Source organism: Brevibacillus nitrificans, assembly GCF_003710965.1.
Classification (GTDB): Bacteria; Bacillota; Bacilli; order Brevibacillales; family Brevibacillaceae; genus Brevibacillus; species Brevibacillus centrosporus.
In genome coordinates, this window is sequence record NZ_RHHU01000017.1 from 426621 (window position 1) to 450688 (window position 24068).

Below are 24068 nucleotides of genomic sequence, written 5' to 3' on the forward strand. Positions count from 1 at the left end.
AATGAGACAGACTTGGAATTCCTATCCGAGCAGCATCCGTCTTCTGGCGGTAGCTGCCATCATTTTTTCTACAGGTATGGCTTGTATTTGGCCTCTGGTCACCATCTATATACACGATTATTTAGGAAAGCCGCTGACCGTAGCCGGCTTTTTGCTGATGCTGAACCAGGGAGCATTTTTGGTGGGGAGTCTGGCTGGCGGCATGCTCTTTGACCGCTGGGGGAAGATGAAGACGATCATTCTGTCCTCCATCGGGATCATCGTCATATCGATCTGTCTCGGTTTCACGACTGATTTCACGATCTATACGATTCTTTTGCTTCTGAACGGATTGTTTTACGGTACCTTGTCCCCTGTGATGAATGCGCTGGCCGTTGTCATGTGGCCGCAGGGGGGACGAAAAGCCATCAACATGATTTACGTTGCCCTCAATGCAGGCGTCGCGGCCGGCTCCGCCCTGGGGGGAGTTTTGGCTAGCGTGTCGTTTGCTTGGACCTTTTTTGGAAACGCTATCGCTCAAATCGTTGTTTTTGCTATGTTTGTCTTTATTTTACCTCGTCATTTGAAAGCGATCGCGGAGGGGCAGACAGGAGCAGCTGAGCAAGCCGCTACTTCTGCTGTAAAGAAAGAGAGCGAAAAGAAGGCGGCTATCTCCACATCCCCGAAAAAAGTAGTGTGGGGCGCGTTGATCCTGTTATGCGCCGGGCTTTTGATCAGCTGGATCGTTTATGTGCAGTGGACGACGGTACTCTCTACCTACATGCAGTCACTGGGGATTACCTTGCGACAGTACAGCCTGCTGTGGACGCTGAACGGAGCCTTGATTTTGTTTGGACAGCCGCTTATCTCATGGGTCATCAGGCATTTTGCCAAGACGCTCAAGGCACAGATGCTGCTGGGAACCTACGTTTTCGCCTTGTCGATGCTGATTTTGTCCCAAACGACGGCGTATGCAGGCTTCTTCGTCGCCATGTTTGTCATGACCATCGGGGAAATGCTCGTTTGGCCGGCTGTTCCGACCGTGGCTGCCGAGTTTACACCGGAAGGGCAGGAGGGCTTCATCCAGGGGCTGGTATCGGGTACCGGCTCTGCTGGCCGGATGCTGGGGCCGCTGCTCGGGGCTTTTATTTTCCAGACGTTTGAGGCACAGGGCTTGCTCTACATTATGGCCGGACTCTCCCTGATGTCTGTCGCCTTCTTTGTTCTGCACAGCTCGTTTCAAAAACGCAGCAAGCGCAGCGTGGTTGCGACAACCATAGAAAAATAAAGGAGGGCGCCTCGTGCGTCTTTCTTTTCGTTTGTTGGTAACTGGCATACTTCGATAGCGGGAGAATCAATAGCTTGCTAGAATACAGGCAGGAGCGCAAAGCGAGAGCCTAAATTACAGAAGGAAGGGATCCTCTTGTCTCGGTCGTTATTTCTGGTACTCACGATCCTCAGTCTCATTTGGGGTGGTTCGTTCTACTTTATGAAGATCCTGCTGCATGACTTTGGTCCCGCGACGATTGCTTTCCTGCGTTCTGCTCTCGGCCTGGTGACGATTATCTTGATCATGGTGAGTTTGAAAAAGCCAATTGGTTTCAAACAAATTGCCTGGGGGCCGATGATCATCATGGCCTTGGTCAATACGGCGATCCCGTGGTCGCTGATTGCCTTCAGTGAAACTCGTTTGACGAGCACGATGGCATCGGTGCTAAATGCAGCGACCCCCATATGGACCCTGGCGGTAGGCATCCTCTTTTTCAAGTTTGCATCCCATCGCATGCATTGGATCGGCATGCTCATCGCTTTTTGTGGCATTATTGTCTTGCTCGATGTCAATCCGGTTTCCTTGGTGTCCGTGGATGTGATCGGTTTTCTTTGCATGCTTGCGGCTACTTGCTGCTACGCATTTGGTGGACAGCTGTCGAAGCGTTTGCCCGGCAATCTATCGATGTACCAGATTACGTTCGGGACACTGCTCACCTCGATGATCGGAGCAGGTGGAGTCTCGCTGGCAACGGAGTCACTCCCTATCTCTGCGTTTAGCTCGGGGGGGACAGTCGCGGCCTTGCTGGGGCTCGGCGTGTTTGGCTCTGGCGTCGCGTATATCCTCTTTTACTATCTGGTGCAAAAAGGCGGTCCAGAAATCGCGTCACTCGTAACGTATCTCGTTCCGATCACAGCGTTTATCTGGGGCTATACATTGCTAGGTGAACAGATTACGTGGAATCTGCTTGCCGGGATGCTCTTCATTGTCGGCGGGGTGTTTTTGACGGGCAGGAAGGTGAAGCCGAAAACGAAAGTGACCGTGGAAGTTTAGTGAGGAAGCAGGCTACAGGGAAGAGGGTAGCCTGCTTTTTTGTTAACCATTTTTGGTGTCGAAACTTGCTTCGTTTTTCAAAGTGAATATTTCTTGATGCGAAATATCGAAGCGTGACATAATCATTTCGTAAAGCGAAATAGTTTGGGGTGCTTGCTGTGGACGACAAGAAGCGGATGGCAATGCGTCTGACAAGGCTCAACAAGGTCTATCTGGATGTGATTGCGCAAGAGCTTGCTGCATGCGGGATGACCGTACCGCAGATGTTTGTGCTGGGGCCGGTCATGCAGGGCAGAAGGACGATCGGGGAGATCAGCCGGATGATTGACCTTTCCTACAGCACCGTATCCGGAATCGTCGACCGTTTGGAGCGGAACGGTTTTGTGGAGCGTACCCGGGACCATCAGGACAGACGGATGGTGTGGGTCGAGCTGGTCGGTTCCGTCGAGGCGATCCAGAACCGGATTCCGTTCATGCGAGGCGAGTACTTCCCCGAGCTTTTCTCCTCGATGGAGGCGTCTGAAGTGGAGAGGGCCAGTGAGTCCTTGGCGCTTTTGACCAGGCATCTCGAAGTGCGGCAACAATCGTTTCCGAAAAAGGGAGGGAGTGATGCGAGATGAATCTGTCACGTTTTTCCATTCAACGCCCCGTCACCATTTTCATGATGGCGCTAGCCTTGCTCATCTTTGGCTTTGTTTCCCTGCCCAAGCTGGCTGTCGAGCTATATCCGGAATTGAACTTGCCGGTAGCGGTCGTTGTCACGACGGTGGAAGGCAGCACACCCGCCGAGGTGGAAAAGCTGGTGACCAAGCCGATCGAGGAGGGGCTCGGAACCGTCGCCAACGTCGACAAGATCATGTCCAACTCGGCAGAAGGAGCTTCTCAGGTTATCCTGCAGTTCAACTGGGGAACAGACATGGATCAGGCGACCTTGAACATGAGGGACAAAGTAGATCAGGTGCGCGGCAGACTGCCTGACAACGCAAACGCCCCGCGAATTATCAAGATCGATCCGAATAGCGAGCCAATCATGACCTTGTCTGTCACCGGGGAGAGCGACATCGCTAAGCTCAAAACCTTGGCGGAGGAAGTCATCAAGCCGAGATTGGAGCGCATCGACGGGATTGCCTCAGTAGGTGTATCTGGCGGGGAAGACCAGGTTATCGAAGTCGTGCTTGATCCGGACCGCATCGCGGCATACGGAATCGGAATCGAGCAGGTGCAGCAAGCCTTGCAGGCGACGAATCTCTCGGGTACCTCGGGCAGCATACGGGAAGGAGACACGAAGCTGGCGATCCGGGTCGATGGAGAGTACAGCAATGTCCAGGAGATCGGAGAAACGCCCATCCGGCTGCCCGGTGGAACCATCGCTCTGAAGAACCTCGCGACCATTTCGGATACATACAAGGAAATCACCCAAAAAACGTACTTGGACGGTCAGACGAGTGTGGGCTTGAGTGTAACCAAGGCGTCTGGGGGAAACACCATTGAAGTGGCAGACGAAGTGAAAGCAGAGCTCAAGCAGCTGGAAAACGTCTTGCCCAAAAACGTCAAAATCACGATGATTCTCGATTCTTCCCAATTTATCAAGGATTCTATCTACACCGTTGGCGAGCATGCGCTGATCGGCGGTCTGTTTTCCATCCTCGTCTTGCTCCTGTTCCTCGGCAGCTTCCGATCGATGATTATCATTGCGATCGTTTTGCCCATCTCCGTAATCGCCACATTCTGTCTGATGTATTTTACCGGTCAGACGATCAACCTCATTTCGCTGTCGGGCTTGACGCTCGGACTCGGCTCTCTCGTTGACTTTGCGGTCGTTATCCTCGAAAACATCTTTCGCTATCGCGAGCAAGGCAAAAGCATGATGGAAGCGGCACGACTCGGCTCCAAGGAAGTCGGGACCGCTGTCATGGCATCTGCCCTCGCTCAAATCTCTGTTTTTGCTCCCATCGTTTTTGTAGAAGGGCTTGCCTCGGAGCTATTTGGCCCGCTTGCCCTGACGGTTGTGTACTCGCATATCGCCGCCCTGCTGGCCTCTCTGACGCTGGTTCCGATGCTGAGCGCCCGCTGGCTGAAAAAGACTCCGCATATGGATGAGCAGGAGCGAGCGAAATATCGGGGCATGAATCCACTGATTTGGTTCCATATCGGTTTCTCTAAGCTCGCTCGCCGGTATGGCCGGTTTCTCGGTTGGGCTATTACACATCGAAAAACGGTTTTTGCCGCCACGATTGCGCTGTTTGTTGGTGCCGTGTTCCTTTCAGGAGCCGTCGGAGCGGAATTCATCCCCAAGCTCGAGCAGGGGAAAATCTCTGTTTCCATCAAAATGCCGAATGGCACGCTGCTAAAGGAGACGGAAAAGGTCGTGCAAGAAGTAGAAGGCCGAATCAAACAGCTGCCCGAGCTCGACCAACTGTATACCTCCATCGGGTCGTCCGGTGGGCCTTCCATTATCGCCACATCCACCAGCAACCGGGCGCAGCTGCAGGTGTCACTGGTACCCAAGGAGCAGCGTACTGTCACGACGGAGCAGGTCGTGGAGCTTTTGCGCAAACAGCTCTCCGATATTTCTGGACCTGAAATCGAGGTAAAGGAGCTGGATCAGTCAGGGGGACCCGTCACGGCTCCGCTGGAAGTGACAGTTCGTGGGGATGATCTCGCTGTTTTGGAAGACATCAGTGCAATCGTCGCGGGGGAAATGAAGCAGGTGGAAGGAACACGCAATATTGTCTCCTCGATGGAAGAAAAAAGCCAGGAGCTGCAAGTGATCGTCAATGCCTCGCGGGCAGGCTTGTACGGACTGACGACCAGTCAGGTGCTGTCCAATGTGCGTACTGCCTTTGATGGAATGACCGTCACGACGTTTCAGACAGGCGATGATCAGATCGATATTCGCGTCATGATGCCGCGTAAATACCAGGACGACATCACTTATCTGCAGCAGCTTCGCATCCCGACATCAGGAGGGGCGCAGATCGCGTTATCCTCTGTCGCAGATATCGTCAACCAGGAAGTGCCCCAGGTGATTGCCCGCTCCAACCAGACGCGCGAAGTGAAAATCTCCGGAGAATTCGTCGGGCGTGATTTGAACTCCGTTTCCTCGGATATTCAAGCCCGTCTGAACGCGTTGACTTTGCCGGATGGCTACAGCATCGAGTTTGGCGGACAGAGCAAGGAAATGATGGAGTCGTTTGGCAGTCTCGGACTTGCGATCATCCTGTCCATCGCCCTCGTCTACATGGTTATGGCCAGCCAGTTTGAATCGCTGTTCACACCGTTTATCATCATGTTTTCGATTCCACCGACCTTCATCGGTGTCGTAGTCGGGCTGCTCGTGACCGGTAAGCCGCTCAGCGTACCTGCGCTCATCGGCTACATTCTCTTGATCGGAATCGTCGTCAACAACGCCATCGTGCTCATTGATTACGTCAATCAGCTGCGGAAAAAAGGCGTGGAGCGCAACGACGCGATACTCGCTGCAGGCCCTCTGCGGCTGCGTCCCATTTTAATGACTACGCTCGCCACGATTCTGGCGATTACTCCACTTGCTTTTGGGGGAGGCGAGGGCAACGAGTCGCAGGCACCGATGGCGATTGTGGTGATCTTCGGCCTTTCTTTCTCGACCATGATCACGCTGGTACTCATCCCGGTAATCTATACCTGGTTTGACGACCTGGTCAGCAAGCTGAAAAATCGCAAGCGTAGACAGAAGAAAGCCAAAGGCAGCGAGCTTCGTACCGAAGTATGATGCGGGAGAGAGCAGGCGGACACGAGGCGGCTCGCCTGCTAGAGGGAGGATAGAAAATGAAAAGAAGCGCGGCAACAATCGGACTGCTGCTGGCTTTTGCGGTAGCCATCGGAGGCTGTAGCAGCCAGGAGGCACAGGTGACACCTCAGCAGGAAGAGGCCAAGGTCGTCCCTGTCCAGATCGACACCGTCAAGCGAGGGAGTGTAGGAGCAAGCGCAGGGGTAACCGGAAAGCTGGCACCGAGCGAGACAGTCGAAGTCACGCCAAAAGCGAACGGAAAAATCAGCATGGTCCATGTAAAGCTGGGGCAGCAGGTACAAAAAGGAGCTGTTTTGTTCACGATGGATCAGACGGATCTAGCAAACGCGGTGAAGGAAGCGCAGGCGAGCTATGAGCTGGCGGCGGCATCCTTGCAGCAAAGCAAGACCAACACGGCGCAAAGCCTGCAGCAGGCCCAAAGCGGTCTCATTTCGGCGCAACAGGCACGAAACGATGCAAAACGAGACTATGAGCGGCTCGCGGCTCTGTTCAACCAGGGGGCGGTATCTGCCCAGCAGCTGGAGCAGGCCAAAGCCGTCTTGGTGAACGAACAGAGCGCGTATGATACCGCCAAGCAGACGCTCGCGACCGCGAAGCAAAAAACAGGTGTGGCAGTCACGGAGGCATCCGTAGAGCAAGCGCGGGTCGCCTTGGAAAACGCGCGTCAGCAGCTGGGGAATGCCGTTATTGCCGCCCCTATTTCGGGGACGATTTCAGAGGTGCACGGCTCTGCAGGAGAGATGGCATCGCCTCAATCTGCTGTCGTCACGATCGTGGATACAGATCCTTTGATCGCGAAGACCAATCTATCGGAAAAAGACATGGCGACGGTCAAGACAGGGGACCTCGTCCATGTCTCGCTCACGGCAACCGGGCAAAGCTTGCAAGGGACGGTAACGGCAATCAGCCCTGTCATGAATCCGGATTTGCGGGCTTATCCTGTGGAGATATCCCTCGCCAATCGGGATGACCGACTGAAAGCGGATATGGTGGTCAACATCCAATTCGGTCAGCAGCAATCTGCCCAGTCCTTGGTGATCTCGCGAAAGGCTGTGTTTGAGGAAAACGGGAAACAATACGTGTATCGGCTGGACCAGTTGACTGCGAAAAAAGTAGAGGTCAAAACGGGAGTGCAGACAAGTGATGCCGTCGAGATTCTCGCGGGTGTGAAAGAAGGAGAGCAGATCGTAGTGCGGGGACAGACGCTGCTCAAGGACGGAGCGACCGTGCAAATTCAGCAAGGATCTTGACACACCGGTAGTGCTCAAGTAGTATGAAGAAGATTCAAAACATTATATTCCGTGTGCTTTACTTATGTAGAGAGGTGGAGGGACTGGCCCTATGAAGCCCGGCAGCGGATCTGCTCACCCATAGCGGGAAGTAGATGCTGTGCCAATTCCAGCAGGAGAATTCCTGACAGATAAGGACGTGACGAAGCTGATCTATCCCTTTTTCTGTGAGGAAAAAGGGATTTTTTGCTTGGCGGAGCCAAGTTTTCTAACATTCCCAGCATTACCCGACAGAAAGGAAAATGAAGAAAGATGCGTATCCAACCCTCCGACATGATCGATCGCCTGCCGACACAGTTTTTTGCCACACTCGTAGCGAAAGTAAACAAAGTGATCGCTGCAGGACATGATGTCATCAACCTCGGCCAGGGCAATCCTGATTTGCCGACACCCGCCCATATCGTAGAAGAGCTGCAAGCAGCCGCTGCACTCCCGCTGCATCATAAATATCCGCCATTCAGCGGACGCCTCGAGCTGAAGCAGGCTGTCGCTCACTGGTATAAACAAGAGTTCGATGTTGACCTCGATCCCGAAGAAGAAGTAGCCATTTTGTTCGGAAGCAAAACAGGACTGGTAGAGATCTGTCAGGTCTTGATGAACAAAGGGGACGTGGCTCTGGTGCCGGATCCAGGCTACCCGGACTACTGGTCTGGCGTGGCGGTGGTAGATGGACGCATGGTCATGATGCCACTGCGCGCTGAAAATCAGTTCTTGCCGGATTACGGCCAGATTCCTCAGGAGGATTTGGACCGCGCGAAGCTGATGTTCCTCAACTATCCAAACAACCCGACAGCGGTAAACGCTCCGTTTGAGTTTTACGAAGAGACAATTCGTTTTGCCCGCAAAAACGAGATCGTCGTATGTCACGACTTCGCGTACGGCGCGATCAGCTACGACGGGAAAAAGCCGGTGAGCTTCATGCAAGTACCGGGTGCTAAGGAGGTCGGCGTGGAGTTTTATACGCTGTCCAAAACCTACAACATGGCAGGCTGGCGCGTCGGTGCGATGGTCGGAAACCGCGAGCTGGTGCGTCTGATCAATCTGATTCAGGACCATTATTTCGTCAGTTTGTTCGGTGCTGTGCAGATGGCCGCTGCCAAAGCGATGACAGAGTCGCAGCAATGCGTGCGCGATCTCGTAGCGGTTTATGAGGGCCGCCGCAACGCGCTGTTCTCCAACCTGCACCGCATCGGGTGGCAGGCTCAGCCTTCGCAAGGCTCGTTCTTTGCCTGGCTGCCGGTTCCGAGTGGTTTTACTTCCGTCGAGTTCTCCGATTTGCTGCTGGAAAAAGCCCATGTCGTCGTGGCGCCAGGAAATGGCTTCGGACCGACCGGCGAAGGCTACGTCCGCGCGGCACTTCTATCGGATGAGGCACGATTGGCAGAGGCTGTACGTCGAATCGAGCAGCTCGGTATTTTTGCCAAAGCCTAAATGAAAAGTGAGAAAGACCGTTATCCCTGAGAAAGAGCAGCTCAGAGATGACGGTCTTTTTTTCTGTGGACTCATTTCGGGTATATGCCCATCGCTTGCCGAAGGGAGGAAGAATAAGGTGGATGAGAATGGGCATTTTAAAAAAGAGTTTGTCATTCTCAATAAAAATCATTCTCAGCATTGACAGATAATGATTTTCATTATACGATGAATACTGTTAATGATAATTAGTCTCAACAACAACAATTGGCAAAGCAGGAGGGTACTATGCGCTATCAGATTAACGGTTACACGGATATGTATACGGTGATCGCCAACGAGCGTAAGATAGGCGGGGCCATTGAAGCAAGCTCAATCCGTCTGCGTACGGGAGAGGTATATGCCAATGCCGTTCTCACTCGATTGGAAATGTCAGGTGCGCATTTTTGCTCGATCGGTTTTGTTACAGAAGAAGGACAGCGGCTGATCGTCCATGTAGACGACGTCAGCATGATCGCGGATGCACGCCACGTAAACGTCAGCGAATTGCGCAATGACTGCATGCGAGCGGAGAAAAAGGCGGATCGCTTGAAGCGTTTGAAACGGCTTTGTGAATTGAACGAAGGAAGCTGTACCTTGACCTTCCAGGAAGAAGCGCTGCTGCTCGCGCAAGACGTTGGCTTGGAAGAAGCTCACGCGCAAGTAGACTTGTCTTTCCTGCCACAAGCGGAAAAGTCAAAAGTAGTTCGCATCGCTTAAGACAGCTACATACAATAAATATCCAGCCTCTTTCCTCATTGGGAAAGAGGTTTTTATTCACGTATAGGAATTTATAAGCGTTTACGTTTATGAATTCCGGAGCGCATGGCGAAGTGCCTCAGCGTCCGCTTCTGGCATTCCTTCGGTAAAACTTACCGCTAAAACGCGGTCGCTCCACCTTGAACAGGCCTCGATAGAGGTTTCCTTATGACTGGATTCCTTTTCCATTGCGCTGGATGAAATCGATAAAGGTCCGTACCTGCTGCGCCATAATGTCGTCCTGGCGGTACACGAGGCAGATATGGCGGCGATTGACATACCCTGGCAGCTCGTGAACGATCAGTTCTTTCAGCTGGCTTTCGCGGATGACGCTTCGTTGAGGCAAAATGCTGATGCCCATGTTGTGCTTGACCGATTCCTTGATCGTCTCAATCGCACCGAGCTCCATGCGAATTTTCCAGCGAAACCGGTTTTCCTCTGCCCACAGCTCCGCCAGCTCTCTGGAAGTGGAACCGTACTCATGCACGAGAAAAGGCTCATTGCGCAAATCACTAAGAGCGATTTTTTCTCTAGCGGCAAGCGGATGCGAGGGAGACATCACCAATCGCAGCTCGTCGGCAATCAAGGGAATGACGTGCAGGCCTTCTTTCTGACCCTCTGGCAACGAGACGATGGCGACATCAATTTCAAAGTCGAGCAAGAGCTCCATGATGGCTTTTGCCTTTTTCACAGTCAGCATGGGCAGTACGTTTGGATAGAGCGCTTGAAAATCAGCCAGAAAAGGGGGCAGGAAATAAGTAGCTGGGGTGTAGCTCGCGCCGATTTTCAGCGTCCCTCTACCACCTTCCCGATACTCCTGCACCAGCAGCTCGGCCTCATCCAATAAGGTCGTAATTCTCCGTGCATAGGGCAGCATGGCCATCCCAGCTTCTGTGAGCCGAAGCTGCCTGGGCTGCTTGTAGAACAGCTCGACCCCCAAATCTGTCTCAAGCTTTTTCAAATGAAAGCTGATGGTCGGCTGCTTGACCTTTAGCTCCTCGGCTACTTCTGTTAGCGTCCGGCACTGGGCTGCGACGGCAAATACGCGCAATTGCTGAATGTTCACGGCCATCCCTCCACAGCCAGTATAGACAGTCTCTATAGAGGTATCAATAAACATAGAGTCTATTTAACATAACCTTAGCATCCCGTTTACTTTCCTCTTACATAAATGCCGTAGAGTGGTTGGTGAGAAGAAAATGACGTGGGAGGCTATCCTTGATGATTCGTAAAACACTAGGCAACAAACTCGCACTATTCACTCTGCTTGTCTCAACAACGCTGGTTTTTGCAGGATGTGGGCAAAGCCCGTCAGGACAAAATGCTTCCGGTTCGACAGCGACAGCGACGAGCAACCAAACAGAGGCGACGAACAAGCCAGCTGCCAGTGAGCCTGCTAGCAGCACTGACAGCAAATCCAGTGAGCCACTGGTCGTTTACTTAAATGACTTTGATGAAATCATCGCTCCCATGTTTGAAAAGGAAACAGGCTACAAGCTGAAAGTCGTAGCAGGGAACGGTGCCGAAATCATGTCCAGGATTGAGGCGGAGAAAGGGAACCCGCATTGGGATGTGGTGTGGATGGACGCTATGCCATCGATCCATCAGCTAGGCAAAAATGGTCAGCTGCTCGAAGGCTGGACGCCGAAAAACGTGGATAATTTGACCGATACTTATCAGAATATGATCCCGGCCAATAAAACGTATTACCCGACAGGCGCGCATGCAGCCTCCGTCTTGATCTACAACACGAAGGCGGTTTCTGCGGACAAAGCACCTAAGTCGTGGGATGACCTCGTGAAGCCGGAGTTTGCCAATCTGCTCGGCATGGCAGACCCTGCGGTAGCAGCACCTGCGTATCCCTTTGTCGCCTGGTTCTTTGAACAGCGTGGGATGGAGGGAGGAAAAGCGTACTTCGACCAAATCCTGAAGAACGGCACCCATGTTTATCCGAAAAATCCCAATGTGGCAAAAGCTTTGACAGGCGGGGAAATCAAGGCAGCGGCCCTTCAGGAGAGCAATGCGTACGGCATGAAAAACGACAAAGCGCCAGTCGAGATCGTATGGCCGCAAGAGGGAGCACCTGCTTCCGTTCGCGTAGCAGGGATTCAGAAGGACACGAAAAACGTGGAAGCCGCAAAAGCGTTTGTCGAGTTCATCCTCGATCCAAAGGTGCAGCAGGAACTGATCGACAAGGGAGAAGAGAGCTACTTTGAACCGTCTGCAAAAGACGTAAAACCGAAAAGTGATCGTGCCACCGAGGCGAAGCTCGTCGTAGCCGATCCAGAGTGGGCAGCCGAGCACGAAGCGGAAATCAAGCAGTGGTTTGCAGACAAAGCGGTGAAGTAATCGATGAGGATGTTCGGATCATATGGAAATCGGACGGGCTGGCTCGTGCTGGCCCTCCTCTTTTTACTCATTTTGCTGCCCCTCGCCGCCGTTATCATTCAAGTCTTGCTGCCTGGCGTTTTCTTTGGCCAGTGGAATGTAGGCGATCTGTCTTTGCTGTTGGAGGTTTTCCACAGACCACTATGGCTGGCATCGATGAAAAACTCGCTGTTTCTGGGGATAGGCACGACGATCTTTGCGACGCTGCTGGGAGGATTATTAGCTGTCGTACGGTCCAGATGGGATTTCCAAACGGCACGGTTCTTGGACTTTGCCGTGTGGATTTTGATCATTACGCCTTCCTTTATTCTGGCGCAAGGCTGGGTGATGTTCGCTGCTGCCGACGGGCTCGCCAGCAATTGGCTGGGCTGGCACTGGGTTAGCCGGTTCATCTTTCAACCGGGCGGGCTGGTACTGGTCATGGCTCTGAGCAAATTTCCGCTTGCCTATCTGGCGATCGCAAGCGCTCTGGAATGGAAGGTGGATCGATTGGGAGAGGCGGCCCGCTTATGCGGCAGCTCTGCCTGGACAGCGTGGCGAACGATCGAGTTTCCCCTGCTGCTGCCAGCGATTTGTTCGGGGGCGATGCTGGTTTTCATGGATACCATCGGGGATTTCGGCTTGCCGGCCTCCATCGCGACGGTCTTCCGCTTTCCAACACTGCCTTATTCCATCTATTCGGCTCTCTATACGTCACCGATTCGTTTTGATATGGCAGGCATCCTGTCCTTCTACTTGGTTTTGTTCATCGTTTTGGCGATGACTGTGCAGTTCTTTGTCATGCGCAAATCCCGATTTGATTTTCTCTCGTCGCGGGCGATTCGCAGAAAGCCGCAGAAGCCGGTGCGAGGAGGAGTACTGCTGACGATCCTCAATGTCTGCTTTTTGCTGGTTGTCATCGGAATTCCTTTTGGCACGAATGCCTTTATGTCCGTTTCCGATACATCCGGCGCTGCCAGCTTTACGAGTTTGACGCTGCGTCATTATGCCGCGTTGTTTGAAAATGCGGGTGCGCTGCTGGACGGATTGCTTCATTCGTTGAGCATTGCCGCTACCGCCGGAATCGTTGGCCTCGTCATTGGGTTTTTGGTGGCGTATGTGCTGACGTACTCGAGCTTTACGTATCGCAGGATGGTAGATGTGATGTCTTTGGTGTCCTTGGCGGTACCTGGGGTCGTTCTGGGGATTGGCTATATCTTCGTCTGGAACCAAAAATGGCTGGAGCCGCTTGGTCTGCTCTTGTACGGTACACCGTGGATCCTGGTGCTGGCGAGTGTGGCCGGTGCCATTCCGATCATTACGCGAATTATTGTAGGGGCCATGGCAAAAGTGCCGGGGCAGCTGCTGAACGCCGCGCAGATGCAAGGAGCGGGCTTTGGTCAAAGGATACAGGGCATTCTCCTGCCACTGATCAGAGGATCGCTGGTTTCAGCTGGTTTGGCTGCTTTTGGCAGCAGTGTCTTTGATCTGGCGTCCACGTCGATTCTGTATCCACCGGATTTTATGACGTTGCCTGTCTTTATCAATAAAGCGTTCGAGGACCTGAAATTCGCGTATGCGGCTGCTGCAACGCTAACGGGCGGCGGGATCGTCGTCGTCATCATCGTGGTGATGGAATGGTTGTTCAAGCCGAAGAATATGACATCGGGGAGGGAGATCTCATGACTCCACTACTAGAGGTTCGCGGCGTGCAAAAAAGCTTTGGCAAGCATGACGCCCTGCGCGACATCCAGTTTTCCGTGGCGCCGGGAGAGATCATCAGTGTTTTGGGGCCATCGGGCTGCGGAAAATCGACTTTGCTGCAAATCATAGCGGGTCTACAGCAGCCGGATGCGGGAGAAATCGTGCTGCGTGGAAAGACGGTGGCCACTGCCAAAAGTCTCGTGCCGCCGGAGAGTCGCAACATCAATATGGTCTTTCAGGATTATGCCCTGTGGCCGCATATGAACGTGTTTGACAATATCGCGTATGGGCTTGCGCGCAAAAAAATGGCAGCGGCGGACATCCGCAAAAAAATCGAGGAATTAATGGCGCTTTTACGACTGCAGGGTCTGGAGCACCGTTTGCCGCCGCAGCTGTCGGGAGGACAGCAGCAGCGTGTTGCCATCGCAAGGGCTTTGGCGACGGAGCCGGATCTGCTGCTTCTAGATGAACCGCTGTCCAATCTGGATATGCGGCTGCGAATCGCGATGCGCACGGAGATGGCGTACCTGTTTCGCCGCCTCGGAACGACGGTCTTCCACGTCACCCATGACCCGGATGAAGCTTTTGCGATGGCAGACCGCCTGATTATCATGCGCTCGGGTGCCATCGACCAGATCGCCGATGCAGCCACCTGCTATTCTTACCCGGCTACCCAGTCAGCTGCGGCGTTACTCGGGGCTGGGAATCAGCTGACCGGCAAGTTTGTCTTCCATGAGCATCAGCCCGCCGCTCGCATCGGAGAAGCCGTGCTTTCGAGTATCATCCCAGGCCAGCATGTGCTTCAGGCTGAATCCGTCGTTCATTTGCTCTGCCGCCCAGAAGATCTGCTCTGGCAGGAGGAGCCATGGACTGCCGCAGCTTGGGAGAGAAAAACGGATGGGGAAATGGGGGACGGCGTCTACAGCCAGCTGGCGGCTCGTGTCGTCCACAGTACCTTCGAAGGCAGCCGCTGGCGCATCCTTGCCCAGACACAGGATGAGCAGCACGTCACTTATTTTCATTCCAAGCGCATAGAATCAGGTAAGAGAGGGTGGCTGCTGCTTCCTAGGTCAGCAGCGTATCTCTATCCGCAAATAGACGAAAGGTAGATCGCTATGTCACGCATCTTGGCTATCTCAGACATCCATGGCCATGTGGAAGGAGTGAAGCTGCTCCTGCAGAAAGCCGGCTATCAACCGCAGACTGACAAGCTCTTTTTCGTAGGGGATTACATCGACAAAGACCCAGGTACATGGAAATCACTCGATTACATCCGCGAAAGAGTCCAGCAAGGGGCAAAAGCCATCATCGGCAATCTGGAGCTGTGGTATTTGGAAACCATCCATGAGAAAGGCAGCAGCTACCGGCAGGAGATAGGGGAGTGGCTGCATACATTGCCGACCTACCTGACCGATGAAGATTATCTTTTTGTTCACGCTGGCATTCGGCCTCATATCCCGATCAGCGAGCAATCGCGAGTGGACTTGCTGACGATCCGAAAAGACTTCTGGGGAGCGGAGCAAACGGTGCCGCAGAAAATCATTTTCGGGCACACGCCGACGCATATAATGGGAGCGAAGGAAGGAGAGATCTGGTGTCAGCCGGGGCGCATCGGCATTGATACGGGCGCGAAGCATCATATTCGGCTGACACTCGTCGATTTGACCAATCGCTGCGCCTACTCTTGTTCGACGGAAAAGCAAAGGCTTTACCAGGACACTCGTCTGAGCAGCTGGTAGCAGTTCAGAGAAATTCTGTGAAAGCAGTAACGCATGATTGGCTTGCCGTGCATAAACGTACTTGCGAGTAAATAAAAGGGCTTGGGTTCGGTTCGCACTGGACTTAAGCCCTTTCATGCTGTCTGGGTAGCCCAGAGAGTTCCATCGGAAACCGGAAATGGAAGGGGGAGATTCCTTTCGCCTATGCTATTGCCGTAGTTAGCAGTAGCCGCTATAATACATTGATAATGATAATCATTATACATAATAAAATCGCTGTATCAGCAGACAGGAGTCGGATATGAAGAAATCAATTCGGTTTTTGGTGGGAACGTTGCTTATGAGTCTCCTCATTTCGGCATGCGGAACGTCGAATACCACAGTGCCTTCCGGGACATCTGAACAGTCTCAGCCTGCAAATGTCACCTCTTCCCATAGCGAGAGTGGGTCGACCCGAGTGTACACCGATTACAAAGGCCGTAAAGTAGAGGTGCCAAACGATCCGAAAAAAATCGTCTACATTGGAAGCAATCCCGGCGACTTGCTGGCAATCGGCGTCAAACCTGTCGGTGCCACGCTTGGTGTCATCGCCAGCCAAATCGCCTATCCGGAATTACTGGACGGTATCGAAGACGTCGGCTACCCATTCTCGGCTGAAAAGGTGCTCGATCTGCAGCCTGATCTGATTCTTTTTGATGACTGGGATGAAACGGGTATCGAAACACTCAATCGCATTGCGCCCACTGCGGTTGTTGGACTCGACGGTACTTTTCCGACAAAAGAGAGGGTAACGCGAATCGCCGAGCTGCTCAGCCGCACGGACCAAGCGGCCAAATGGTTCGACAGCTACCAGTCCAAAGTAGAGGCAACGAAAGCCAAACTCCATTTGACAGGAAAGGAAACGACCGCCACGCTTTTGCTCCTGGGCAAGGACATGTATATCATGGGAAATAAGGGGTTGAACACGACCTTGTACGGCCAGCTCGGCTTTCAGCCCTCCGAAAAAGCCCGGAAGCTGGTTGATGCGAACGAACGGTTTATCGACATTTCTGATGAAGTACTGCCCGAATATATGGGAACGCATATGTTTGTGTTAACCGACACCTCCGTGGATACAGTCGAGCGGCAAAAATCTTTGACAGACAGCAATCTGTGGAAAACTATTCCCGCTGTGAAGGAAGGCCGCGTCTACTGGCTGAACAGCAAATTCAACTACGATGATCCGATCACGCTTGATCGTCTTTTGGACGAGATCGTCACCATCATGAGCAACCCATCGCAACAATAAAGCTTGATACAGGAAGAGATACAAAAGGGCGAGGCTACTGGTCACATCCAGTGATGCCTCGCCTTTTCATTGATCTACCACGTATTTCCAAGCCGATCGAACAATCGCTCGACATAGCCAAAACCTATTCCCTCATAGTAAGTGAGCATTGGACATTGCCAGTAGACAGTGATAAAACAAGTATAAACAAAATTGACCGTGACCGTTTTCGTTGAACGCGGACGGTTGCATCCACTTTACTGAGAAACGCCGAGACGTTTTTCAAAGAATAATCAAGGGGGAACGGAACATGGAGTATTCCTTTTCAAAATCAGTAGAAGCATTATCCTCCTCGGCAGTCCGGGAAATCTTGAAGCTGACCCAAGGCAATCAAGTACTCTCGCTCGCTGGAGGCCTGCCTGCAGAAGATTCTTTTCCAATTGCTGAAATGCGTGAAGCTTTTGATCGTTCATTCGATTTGGGAGCAAAAGCCTTGCAATATGGTTTGACTGACGGCTATCTTCCGCTGCGCGAGTGGGTAGCTGAACGCATGAAACAGAAACAGATGAATGTTGGCGTGGACAATATGCTGCTCACCACCGGCTCCCAGCAGGCCGTCGACTTGCTTTGCCGAGTCTATTTGGACGAAGGCGACGTCGTGCTGGTAGAAAACCCTACTTACTTGGCTGCGGTCCAACTGTTTCAATTTCGTGGTATTCGCGCCATTCCGGTGGACGGAGACGATGAAGGAATGGATTTGGAGGACTTGGCAGCCAAAATCGCGAAGTACCGCCCGAAAATGGCGTACGTCATCCCGACCTTCGCCAACCCGACTGGAAAAGTGTGGTCTATGGAACGCCGACTCGGTTTGCTGAAACAATGTAAGGAAAACAACATTTTGATTCTGGAAGACGACCCTTACGGTGAAATCCAGTTTGATGGAAACGCGCCGTATCGCTCCATCTTCTCACTCGATGAGCATCCGACTGATTCGTGTGTAGTCTACACCAGCACCTTCTCCAAAATCGTTGCCCCTGGTCTGCGTACAGGGTGGGCGATTGGCGACACGCGTGTGATCCAGATGATGGTCAAAGCGAAGCAAGCAGTGGATCTGCAGTCGAGTACCATCGACCAGATCGCGCTGCACCAGCTCTTGTCCCATTTTGATCTGGAATCGCATATTGCCAAAATCCGTGCCTCTTACAAAGAGCGCATGGAGTGGATGCACGAGCTGATGACGAAGCAGCAATGGGCTGGCGTGACATGGGAAAAGCCACGTGGAGGAATGTTCCTCTGGGTAAACCTGCCTGAAAATGTCGACTCCGAGAAGCTGCTGGCTCTCTCCGTAAAAGAAGGAGTGGCATTCGTTCCAGGCAAACCGTTCTATGCGGAAGAAGCAAAATCCAACACCATTCGCCTGAACTACACCCTGCTGAACAAGGAAGATACAGAGCTGGCCATTACCAGATTGGGCAAAGCCTTGGCTCAATACCAGCAGCAAAATCAAGCAGTGACACAAGCATAAGCAATCAGCAAAGCGAAAAAGACAGCCTAGCATGGCTGTCTTTTTTTATTGTGCGGGCAGAGGTGCGCGCAGCTAGCTTTCTAGCTTATATACATTTCCTTCCCCAGTGGACACCATCGCAGAATCCTCGTGAATCATCATTGCCGGGTATTGATAGACAGAGGGGTCTCTGTCGCACAACTGAATCCATGCCTCTACACAGCTGGGATCAAAGTGAGTGCCGCTGTTTTTCTGTAAAAAGGAAATGGCTTCTTCATGGGACCAAGCTGTCCGATAAGCGCGATTGGAAGTGAGGGCATCATACACATCGGCGACGGCCACGACCCGAGCCATGAAAGGGATTTGTTCACCCTGGAGCTGGTCTGGGTAGCCGCTGCCATCCCATCTTTCGTGATGCGAGCGGATGATGGATAGCTCGTCTTTCATAAAGCCGAGGTTCTTGCACATTTCATAGCCACGAACGGTGTGCTTTTCAATAACCTCTCGTTCGTCTGGGGTGAGCTTTCCAGGCTTGTTGAGAATGGAGTCGGGAATTTGGATTTTGCCAATGTCGTGAATAATGGTACCTTGCGCAACGGCGCGCAGCTGTTCTGGCCTTAGCCGCAGCTCTTCTGCCAGCTTAAGCGCATAGAGTGCCACGCGAAAATTATGGCCGGCCGTATAACGATCCTTGCTCTCCGTAGCCACAATCAGTGCTTTCACACTCGGAGAAAGGCAGTTCGTTATCCGCTCAATGGGATCTGTCGTAAACAAGGCACGTATCGCATCGGATAAGGATTGCTTCAATGCGTATTGACGATACAGCCCTGTTATCATGACGATCATGGACGCGAGCAGCAGAAAGTGATAGATCCACCAGCTGACTCGCCAGGATTCGCCCAGCTGCATGATGAGCTGCGAGGTGATCAGCCAGCCTGCGCTGTAAACGATGGAAAGCTGCAGGGGAAACTGCGAATACATGTAGGAACGATAGTAACGATACATAGTGATCGTATTCAAAAGGATGATGGTGCTCGTGAACAGCACGTTGACGGGTCTAGAATCCACTTGAATCCAATCGGCTATATGAGGAAACAGCATACTGACGATCCCTGCGCTGAACAAAAGCACGGTCCACACGGGAAGCAGAAGGCGGTGCCCACGAGACAGGATTTCGTTCCACCGATGATCGGCCGGAAAAGAAGACAGCCAAAGCCAAAAGGTAGCTAGGAAAATACTGATTTGTGCGGCAACTCCAGGCAAATGAGTCGAGTGAAGCAAAAAGTTGGGAGTAGATAATCCATGGACGGCAAAGGCAGCTGCGAGTGAGAGAAAGGCCAGGGACAGGACTTTTACTTTGCTATTGCGCAAGCGTGAACCAGCGACACCGACTGTGATGGCAAACAGGGCGCCGAGAAGGGCTACACAGGTGACGATATAAAAATGCCCCTTCGGCAAAACGACCAACGGATCAAGGGATTCGTTCATTCGTAAAAACGCAAAGAACAAAAAGGGAACGATTGCGGCAAAGACAGGACCCAAATAGCTGCGAAAGAACATGAAAAACAGTCACCCACTTTGAGAAAGTATCACCTGTACCTACCCATATCTCATCTCTGTATGGAAAAAGGCGGACCAATTGCTAAGCTTAGTCAATTGATCCGCCTTTTTAAGTTCCTAGCTGATGGCAAACCTTATTCTTCTGTCTCTTCCAGTGTGCAGATCGCACTTGGACGCTTAATGCGCAGGACCACGCATTCATAGACGCGGAACAGGCTGTTCATTTGTTCGTCTCCGAGGAAAGCAGAGTCGAAGTCTTCCGCGATGGCCAAGTCGAGATTGTGGCGGCCCGTAGCGACGAGGACACCGCTGCGCCCTTTGATCGTTGGCGATTGGAAAACACCGTCTGTTACGAGGTTGCGCACGTGCTCGATCTCGAGTACGTTTGTTCCTTTGTGTACACGGTGCAGCAGGGCGTACAGCTCAGGAGAAACGACGAGCGCATAAGGACCGCTGTGACCCATTTTCAGCAGCTTATTGCGAGCTTCCACGATGTCGGCAAATGCATTGCCGGACTCCATCCAGTCGCTCTTCAGATGGGTGAGGCGTCCTTTCACGTTCATCAAGCCAGGCAGATCGAATTCTGCAGCGCCATTGAAAATCAGATCGTCTTCCATCAGGGCGCCGCCTGCAGCTGCATTGGCAGCCGCACTCATGTCGAGTGGCATGCCCAGCGTACGAGCTTGTGCGACATCACGCCAGTAGAGCATGAAGTCTTTATACAGGATCGGGATGGTCATGCTGACACGGCGACTAGGCTGGGTCATTTCCAGCGACTCACCGCGCAGGCTTAATCCACCGAAGCGGGACTCATCATAAACATCGTTGGTGATGGTCTGAATTCCTTCACCCAATGGTCCATAGATATCGATAAAACGACGGCCAACCAGTTGACGGCGAGCCATGTCGATAACAGTTGCGTCCAGTTGGTTCCATTCTTCGTTCGTCAGGGGAGAATCCGGGTATTTACGAAGCTTGTCCATAGCGTTACCTCCAAGTCATACAGGATCGTTCTATTTAATGAAGACCTTTTAAGCTGCCCACCGTCAGTCCCTTTTTACCGGAGACAGGGGCCTGCGGATGAGTGATCACGGCTGCTACGCCCAAAGGCGCATTTGCCGATGCTTTCAGGTGATCGACCTGATGAACATCGTGGCCTTCATCGTGATCAGTGAGATCCGTAGTATGCACATCAGAGAAGCGCTCACTGAGCTTGCTCATGATGTCTTTCACCTGCAGATAGTCTGCATGTGTTTTTTCACGCATGCCATCGAGCTCCATGCGCGTCTCGTCATCCCGAAATTCGTACAGGGAAAGCTCCAGGTGCTCACGGAAATTGTGCAGTCCGAAACGCTCCAGATTAATATCAGAAAGCAACTGGGACAGCTCGCGGTCACTCAATTGATCTGACTTTTTCTCGGCAGACAAAGATTCCAGATGAGGAACCAGCTGCTGCAGGCGTCCCATGCGTTGTTCTTCTTCTTCCAGAATGTGATGGTAGTACAGACGAGTGTGCTCGTCCTGGGCAGCGTCAATAATCGGCTGAATGATGCCCATGAAGCGATTGATGTAACCTCTAGTGCGATCAAAAATGGTGTGCAGTTGTGTAAAGTCTTGCACCCTACGCCACCTCCTCACAAGTGATCTATTTCTTCATTATACCTTTGGAAAAATACACCGGGCAAGACGTATGTACATTTTCCTAGAATTGTTCTATTTAAAAAGGATTTCCTTTCCTTTTCCGTACAATGCAAGCTCTGAATCCCAAGGTTTTATTAAGTTTTGTTTTTTTACAAAAAAGATATCGTGGAGAGTATTGTCAAACCTAAATGGGAATGATAATATTTATCAATAAGAGTGATATTCATTATCAATTGAATAACTGAGAATCCGCATAGATCACATACACAATCAAAAATTTAGGGAGGTAACACGGTTATGTCATCCATTCTAGTCATTGGCGGGGATCGCCTTGGGAATATTATCGAGTTCTTGCAAGAGAGGGGATTCCAAGAAATCCATCACGTAACGGGAAGAAAAAGCTCGCAAACCGGAGTGAAAATACCAACGGGTACACATATGATCCTGGTGCTGACTGACTACGTCAATCACAATCTGGCTAAAACCGTAAAGAGCCAGGCAAAAGACCGGGAGCTGCCCATTCTCTTTTGTAAGCGCTCGTGTTCGGCTATTGCCAAGGCTTTTCACATGACAGCGTAAATACATATCATCGGTGGTGGACAGACTATCCTACGAGTCTGATACCAACGGAGGAATGTGCTATGGAACAAAATCGCTTGCATGAATTGCCTCTTGCGCAACTGTCGGCCGCACAGCTGCAACAGCTCAAACAGGCTGAGGAACAGATCAATTCAGATGGTCAAAATGTTTATCTGATCGCATACGAGAAACAAGCCCCGTCCCGCTAGACGGGGTTTTTTCTATATGTCTATATGTGTACCCTTTTGGCAGAGGCTACGCCGCTTGTGGCGCAGCCAAGTTTTCTTTTTCACGAATGGGTCCATGCAAGCGGCTTATTTGAACACATATTGCTCCAGCTGGGATTTCAGGGCGTCAATCCCGATGGCAAAGCCAAGACATTGACTGGACTGGATGATAAAGGCGTTTAGACCAATGACTTCTCCGTTCAGATTGATGAGCGGTCCGCCGCTGTTACCCGGATTGATGGCGGCATCTGTCTGAAAGATTTCTTCATACAAACGTTTGGCTACCTGCAATCTTCTGTTTTTTGCGCTGATGATACCGGCAGTGACCGAATTTTCCAAACCAAGTGGGGAGCCACGTGTTCCCGTAGAGGCAAAAACAAGCATGCATCAGCGAAACTGCAGATCGGTCAGCATGACTTCTCGATTTCTTTGATGGGCAATTTGCGAGCAGGCTTGTGCTTCCATACGTGCAATGAGCTGAGTCGTGAGCTGCCTTTTTTCTTCGCGAGTCGCGAAATTCCAGATCATATCCCAATTCGTCAAGTACGCACTATCGGGTACAGTTGACTCGACCTCTGCTTTGGCAGGGGATGGCGGCATGGCTTGGGATGTTAGCTCGTTAAGCTTGGATCGAAAAACGTCCAAGGAAATCAAGCCATTCTCATAAGCATCTTCCCAGCGCTTTCGCTTTTGCGAGAGCGTTTTTTCTTTGTGCGCCTCGACTTGCTGCTGGCTGCTGTCTTCTGCCGATTGGACAGTCGCAGCTGCTTCCCGAGATTCTTTCGGATACTGCATGAGCTGCTTCAGGAGGGCCTTCTCCACCCGATCCTCGCGAAGGGCGACAGCGGGGCAGGAGGCATCGTGCTTGGCGGAACAAACGTAGTAGATGTGTGCGTTTTTATTTTCTGCCTCTGTCTGCGAGCGTGTCACCTTTCCGCGCATGGGAGAGCCGCAGTGGGAGCAGTAAAGCAGGCCAGAGTATAGAAAAGAGGATGCGAGGACGCGAGGATGCCGGGAGCTCCTGTCGCGGATCTTTTGCTGGACCTGAAGAAAGGTTTGTTCATCGATGATTGCCGGATGTGTGGATTCCTCGAGGAGCCAATCCTCAGGGGGATTTTGACGCTGGCTAGAGTCAGCATGATTCCAACGCAGCGCCCCATAGTAGACTGGATTTTTGAGCAGGCGTAAAACGGCACTTGCGCTCCAGGGGGCTCCATTTTTGCCCCTCGCCCCTAAGCTGTTCGCCTGCTCTGCAATTTGGCGCGGGGATGCTCCCTGTAGGTACTGTTCGAACATCGTGTGAACGGTGCCAGCTTCCCCCGGATGCAGCTGCAGGGCTCCTTCGACGAGCACATAGCCATAGGGCGGGGGACCACCGGGGCGCTTTCTTTCCTTGACCATTTGCTCCATGCCGAGCTTGACTCGTTCGGCTAGATTTTCCCGTTCCCACTGCGCAAGTGCGGCCACCAAAGTAATGAAAAGCCTTCCCATAGCTGTCGTCGTATCGTAGACCTCTGTACAGCTCTTAAAATGCACGCTGTAGCGTTCGAATTCCTGCAGAAGCTGGTACAGATCGAGCACAGACCGCGTGAGCCGATCTAGTCGGTAAACGAGGACGACATCGATTTTTCCGCTTCGAACATCTTGTAAAAGCTCTGCCAGCGCTGGCCGGTTGGTATCCTTGGCACTGACGCCTTCATCCACGTAAAGCTTGCTGAGCGTCCAATCCTGAGAATGAACGTAAGAGAGCAGCTTTTCCCGCTGGGCAGGAATGGAAAATCCCTCGCGTGCCTGGTCCTCCGTGCTGACACGTATATAGACAGCTGTTCGCATGAGCTTCCCTCCTGTGGCTGCAACGTTGCTAGAGTCTACAGCAGGAAGGGTTTGCTTATGCCTGGACATATAAAAAAAG

General features: G+C 52.2%; 21 protein-coding genes and 1 riboswitch. Of the genes, 15 read left to right on the forward strand and 6 right to left on the reverse strand.

Annotated features, from left to right (window positions below):
- Position 1 precedes the first annotated feature (1 nt).
- The 7 genes from EDM59_RS25230 (at position 2) to EDM59_RS25260 (ending at position 9550) form a co-directional block, all read left to right on the forward strand.
- Positions 2-1267 (forward strand): MFS transporter, encoded by a 1266-nt coding sequence (locus EDM59_RS25230; RefSeq protein WP_122926148.1) that lies wholly within the window; start codon positions 2-4, stop codon positions 1265-1267.
- A gap of 135 nt (positions 1268-1402) precedes the next feature.
- Positions 1403-2302, forward strand: coding sequence for a DMT family transporter (locus EDM59_RS25235; RefSeq protein ID WP_122926150.1), 900 nt, complete (start codon positions 1403-1405; stop codon positions 2300-2302).
- A gap of 158 nt (positions 2303-2460) precedes the next feature.
- Positions 2461-2922: a MarR family winged helix-turn-helix transcriptional regulator gene (locus EDM59_RS25240; protein WP_246011235.1), complete on the forward strand. Its 462-nt coding sequence runs from the start codon at positions 2461-2463 to the stop codon at positions 2920-2922.
- Complete coding sequence (locus EDM59_RS25245; RefSeq protein ID WP_122926151.1) at positions 2919-6053, forward strand: efflux RND transporter permease subunit; 3135 nt, start codon at positions 2919-2921, stop codon at positions 6051-6053. The genes EDM59_RS25240 and EDM59_RS25245 overlap by 4 nt, the downstream gene beginning before the upstream one ends.
- 56 nt (positions 6054-6109) lie before the next feature.
- On the forward strand, positions 6110-7342 hold the full coding sequence (locus EDM59_RS25250) for an efflux RND transporter periplasmic adaptor subunit (protein WP_122926153.1): 1233 nt from the start codon (positions 6110-6112) through the stop codon (positions 7340-7342).
- Positions 7343-7401: 59 nt separating this feature from the next.
- A riboswitch (SAM riboswitch) is annotated at positions 7402-7519 on the forward strand.
- 114 nt (positions 7520-7633) lie between these two features.
- Positions 7634-8812 (forward strand): pyridoxal phosphate-dependent aminotransferase, encoded by a 1179-nt coding sequence (locus tag EDM59_RS25255; RefSeq protein WP_122926154.1) that lies wholly within the window; start codon positions 7634-7636, stop codon positions 8810-8812.
- Positions 8813-9079: 267 nt separating this feature from the next.
- Positions 9080-9550 carry a hypothetical protein gene (locus EDM59_RS25260; RefSeq protein ID WP_122926155.1) on the forward strand — a complete coding sequence of 157 codons (471 nt, stop codon included), beginning with the start codon at positions 9080-9082 and terminating at the stop codon, positions 9548-9550.
- Positions 9551-9755: 205 nt separating this feature from the next.
- On the opposite strand, the gene EDM59_RS25265 is transcribed toward EDM59_RS25260, so the two are convergent.
- Entirely contained in the window at positions 9756-10655 is a 900-nt protein-coding gene (locus EDM59_RS25265) for a LysR family transcriptional regulator (RefSeq protein ID WP_122926157.1), read from the reverse strand.
- 155 nt (positions 10656-10810) lie between these two features.
- Here EDM59_RS25265 and EDM59_RS25270 point away from each other — a divergent pair, with 155 nt between their 5' ends.
- From EDM59_RS25270 to EDM59_RS25295, 6 genes are all read left to right on the forward strand, one after another.
- The gene (locus EDM59_RS25270) at positions 10811-11938 is read left to right on the forward strand and encodes an extracellular solute-binding protein (protein WP_122926158.1); all 1128 of its coding nucleotides are present in this window, start codon (positions 10811-10813) and stop codon (positions 11936-11938) included.
- Between the two features lie 9 nt (positions 11939-11947).
- A complete protein-coding gene (locus EDM59_RS25275) occupies positions 11948-13642 on the forward strand; it encodes an ABC transporter permease (RefSeq protein ID WP_183193041.1) in 1695 nt (564 codons plus the stop codon).
- Positions 13639-14769 carry an ABC transporter ATP-binding protein gene (locus EDM59_RS25280; RefSeq protein ID WP_122926161.1) on the forward strand — a complete coding sequence of 377 codons (1131 nt, stop codon included), beginning with the start codon at positions 13639-13641 and terminating at the stop codon, positions 14767-14769. Before EDM59_RS25275 ends, EDM59_RS25280 begins: the two co-directional genes overlap by 4 nt.
- Before the next feature lie 6 nt (positions 14770-14775).
- Positions 14776-15399: a metallophosphoesterase gene (locus tag EDM59_RS25285; RefSeq protein WP_122926163.1), complete on the forward strand. Its 624-nt coding sequence runs from the start codon at positions 14776-14778 to the stop codon at positions 15397-15399.
- A gap of 280 nt (positions 15400-15679) precedes the next feature.
- Positions 15680-16666, forward strand: a complete 987-nt coding sequence (locus EDM59_RS25290) for an ABC transporter substrate-binding protein (protein WP_122926164.1) — start codon at positions 15680-15682, stop codon at positions 16664-16666.
- A gap of 289 nt (positions 16667-16955) precedes the next feature.
- Complete coding sequence (locus EDM59_RS25295) at positions 16956-18170, forward strand: aminotransferase-like domain-containing protein (protein WP_122926166.1); 1215 nt, start codon at positions 16956-16958, stop codon at positions 18168-18170.
- A gap of 72 nt (positions 18171-18242) precedes the next feature.
- Here EDM59_RS25295 and EDM59_RS25300 read toward each other — a convergent pair whose 3' ends face one another.
- From EDM59_RS25300 to EDM59_RS25310, 3 genes are all read right to left on the reverse strand, one after another.
- Positions 18243-19709 (reverse strand): HD-GYP domain-containing protein, encoded by a 1467-nt coding sequence (locus EDM59_RS25300; protein ID WP_122926167.1) that lies wholly within the window; start codon positions 19707-19709, stop codon positions 18243-18245.
- 134 nt (positions 19710-19843) lie between these two features.
- The gene (locus EDM59_RS25305) at positions 19844-20692 is read right to left on the reverse strand and encodes a family 1 encapsulin nanocompartment shell protein (RefSeq protein ID WP_122926168.1); all 849 of its coding nucleotides are present in this window, start codon (positions 20690-20692) and stop codon (positions 19844-19846) included.
- A gap of 34 nt (positions 20693-20726) precedes the next feature.
- Positions 20727-21329, reverse strand: a complete 603-nt coding sequence (locus tag EDM59_RS25310; protein WP_122926169.1) for an IMEF encapsulin system ferritin-like cargo protein — start codon at positions 21327-21329, stop codon at positions 20727-20729.
- Between the two features lie 318 nt (positions 21330-21647).
- On the opposite strand from EDM59_RS25310, the gene EDM59_RS25315 reads away from it, so the two are divergent.
- Complete coding sequence (locus EDM59_RS25315) at positions 21648-21929, forward strand: DUF2325 domain-containing protein (protein ID WP_092268781.1); 282 nt, start codon at positions 21648-21650, stop codon at positions 21927-21929.
- A 62-nt stretch (positions 21930-21991) separates the two neighbouring features.
- Entirely contained in the window at positions 21992-22138 is a 147-nt protein-coding gene (locus EDM59_RS31215; protein WP_183193042.1) for a hypothetical protein, read from the forward strand.
- Positions 22139-22243: 105 nt separating this feature from the next.
- Here EDM59_RS31215 and EDM59_RS31655 read toward each other — a convergent pair whose 3' ends face one another.
- Positions 22244-22540: a S1C family serine protease gene (locus EDM59_RS31655; protein WP_122926171.1), complete on the reverse strand. Its 297-nt coding sequence runs from the start codon at positions 22538-22540 to the stop codon at positions 22244-22246.
- 3 nt (positions 22541-22543) lie between these two features.
- Positions 22544-23989 carry a recombinase family protein gene (locus tag EDM59_RS25325; RefSeq protein WP_122926172.1) on the reverse strand — a complete coding sequence of 482 codons (1446 nt, stop codon included), beginning with the start codon at positions 23987-23989 and terminating at the stop codon, positions 22544-22546.
- Between the last annotated feature and the right edge of the window lie 79 nt (positions 23990-24068).

Coding starts and splice junctions, on each gene's coding strand:
- EDM59_RS25285 (WP_122926163.1), top strand. CDS start 14,776: ATGTCACGCATCTTGGCTATCTCAGACATCCATGGCCATGTGGAAGGA.
- EDM59_RS25260 (WP_122926155.1), top strand. CDS start 9,080: ATGCGCTATCAGATTAACGGTTACACGGATATGTATACGGTGATCGCC.
- EDM59_RS25250 (WP_122926153.1), top strand. CDS start 6,110: ATGAAAAGAAGCGCGGCAACAATCGGACTGCTGCTGGCTTTTGCGGTA.
- EDM59_RS25325 (WP_122926172.1), bottom strand. CDS start 23,989: ATGCGAACAGCTGTCTATATACGTGTCAGCACGGAGGACCAGGCACGC.
- EDM59_RS25245 (WP_122926151.1), top strand. CDS start 2,919: ATGAATCTGTCACGTTTTTCCATTCAACGCCCCGTCACCATTTTCATG.
- EDM59_RS25275 (WP_183193041.1), top strand. CDS start 11,948: ATGTTCGGATCATATGGAAATCGGACGGGCTGGCTCGTGCTGGCCCTC.
- EDM59_RS25290 (WP_122926164.1), top strand. CDS start 15,680: ATGAAGAAATCAATTCGGTTTTTGGTGGGAACGTTGCTTATGAGTCTC.
- EDM59_RS25305 (WP_122926168.1), bottom strand. CDS start 20,692: ATGGACAAGCTTCGTAAATACCCGGATTCTCCCCTGACGAACGAAGAA.
- EDM59_RS25315 (WP_092268781.1), top strand. CDS start 21,648: ATGTCATCCATTCTAGTCATTGGCGGGGATCGCCTTGGGAATATTATC.
- EDM59_RS25295 (WP_122926166.1), top strand. CDS start 16,956: ATGGAGTATTCCTTTTCAAAATCAGTAGAAGCATTATCCTCCTCGGCA.
- EDM59_RS25300 (WP_122926167.1), bottom strand. CDS start 19,709: ATGTTCTTTCGCAGCTATTTGGGTCCTGTCTTTGCCGCAATCGTTCCC.
- EDM59_RS25255 (WP_122926154.1), top strand. CDS start 7,634: ATGCGTATCCAACCCTCCGACATGATCGATCGCCTGCCGACACAGTTT.
- EDM59_RS25270 (WP_122926158.1), top strand. CDS start 10,811: ATGATTCGTAAAACACTAGGCAACAAACTCGCACTATTCACTCTGCTT.
- EDM59_RS25230 (WP_122926148.1), top strand. CDS start 2: ATGAGACAGACTTGGAATTCCTATCCGAGCAGCATCCGTCTTCTGGCG.
- EDM59_RS31215 (WP_183193042.1), top strand. CDS start 21,992: ATGGAACAAAATCGCTTGCATGAATTGCCTCTTGCGCAACTGTCGGCC.
- EDM59_RS31655 (WP_122926171.1), bottom strand. CDS start 22,540: ATGCTTGTTTTTGCCTCTACGGGAACACGTGGCTCCCCACTTGGTTTG.
- EDM59_RS25280 (WP_122926161.1), top strand. CDS start 13,639: ATGACTCCACTACTAGAGGTTCGCGGCGTGCAAAAAAGCTTTGGCAAG.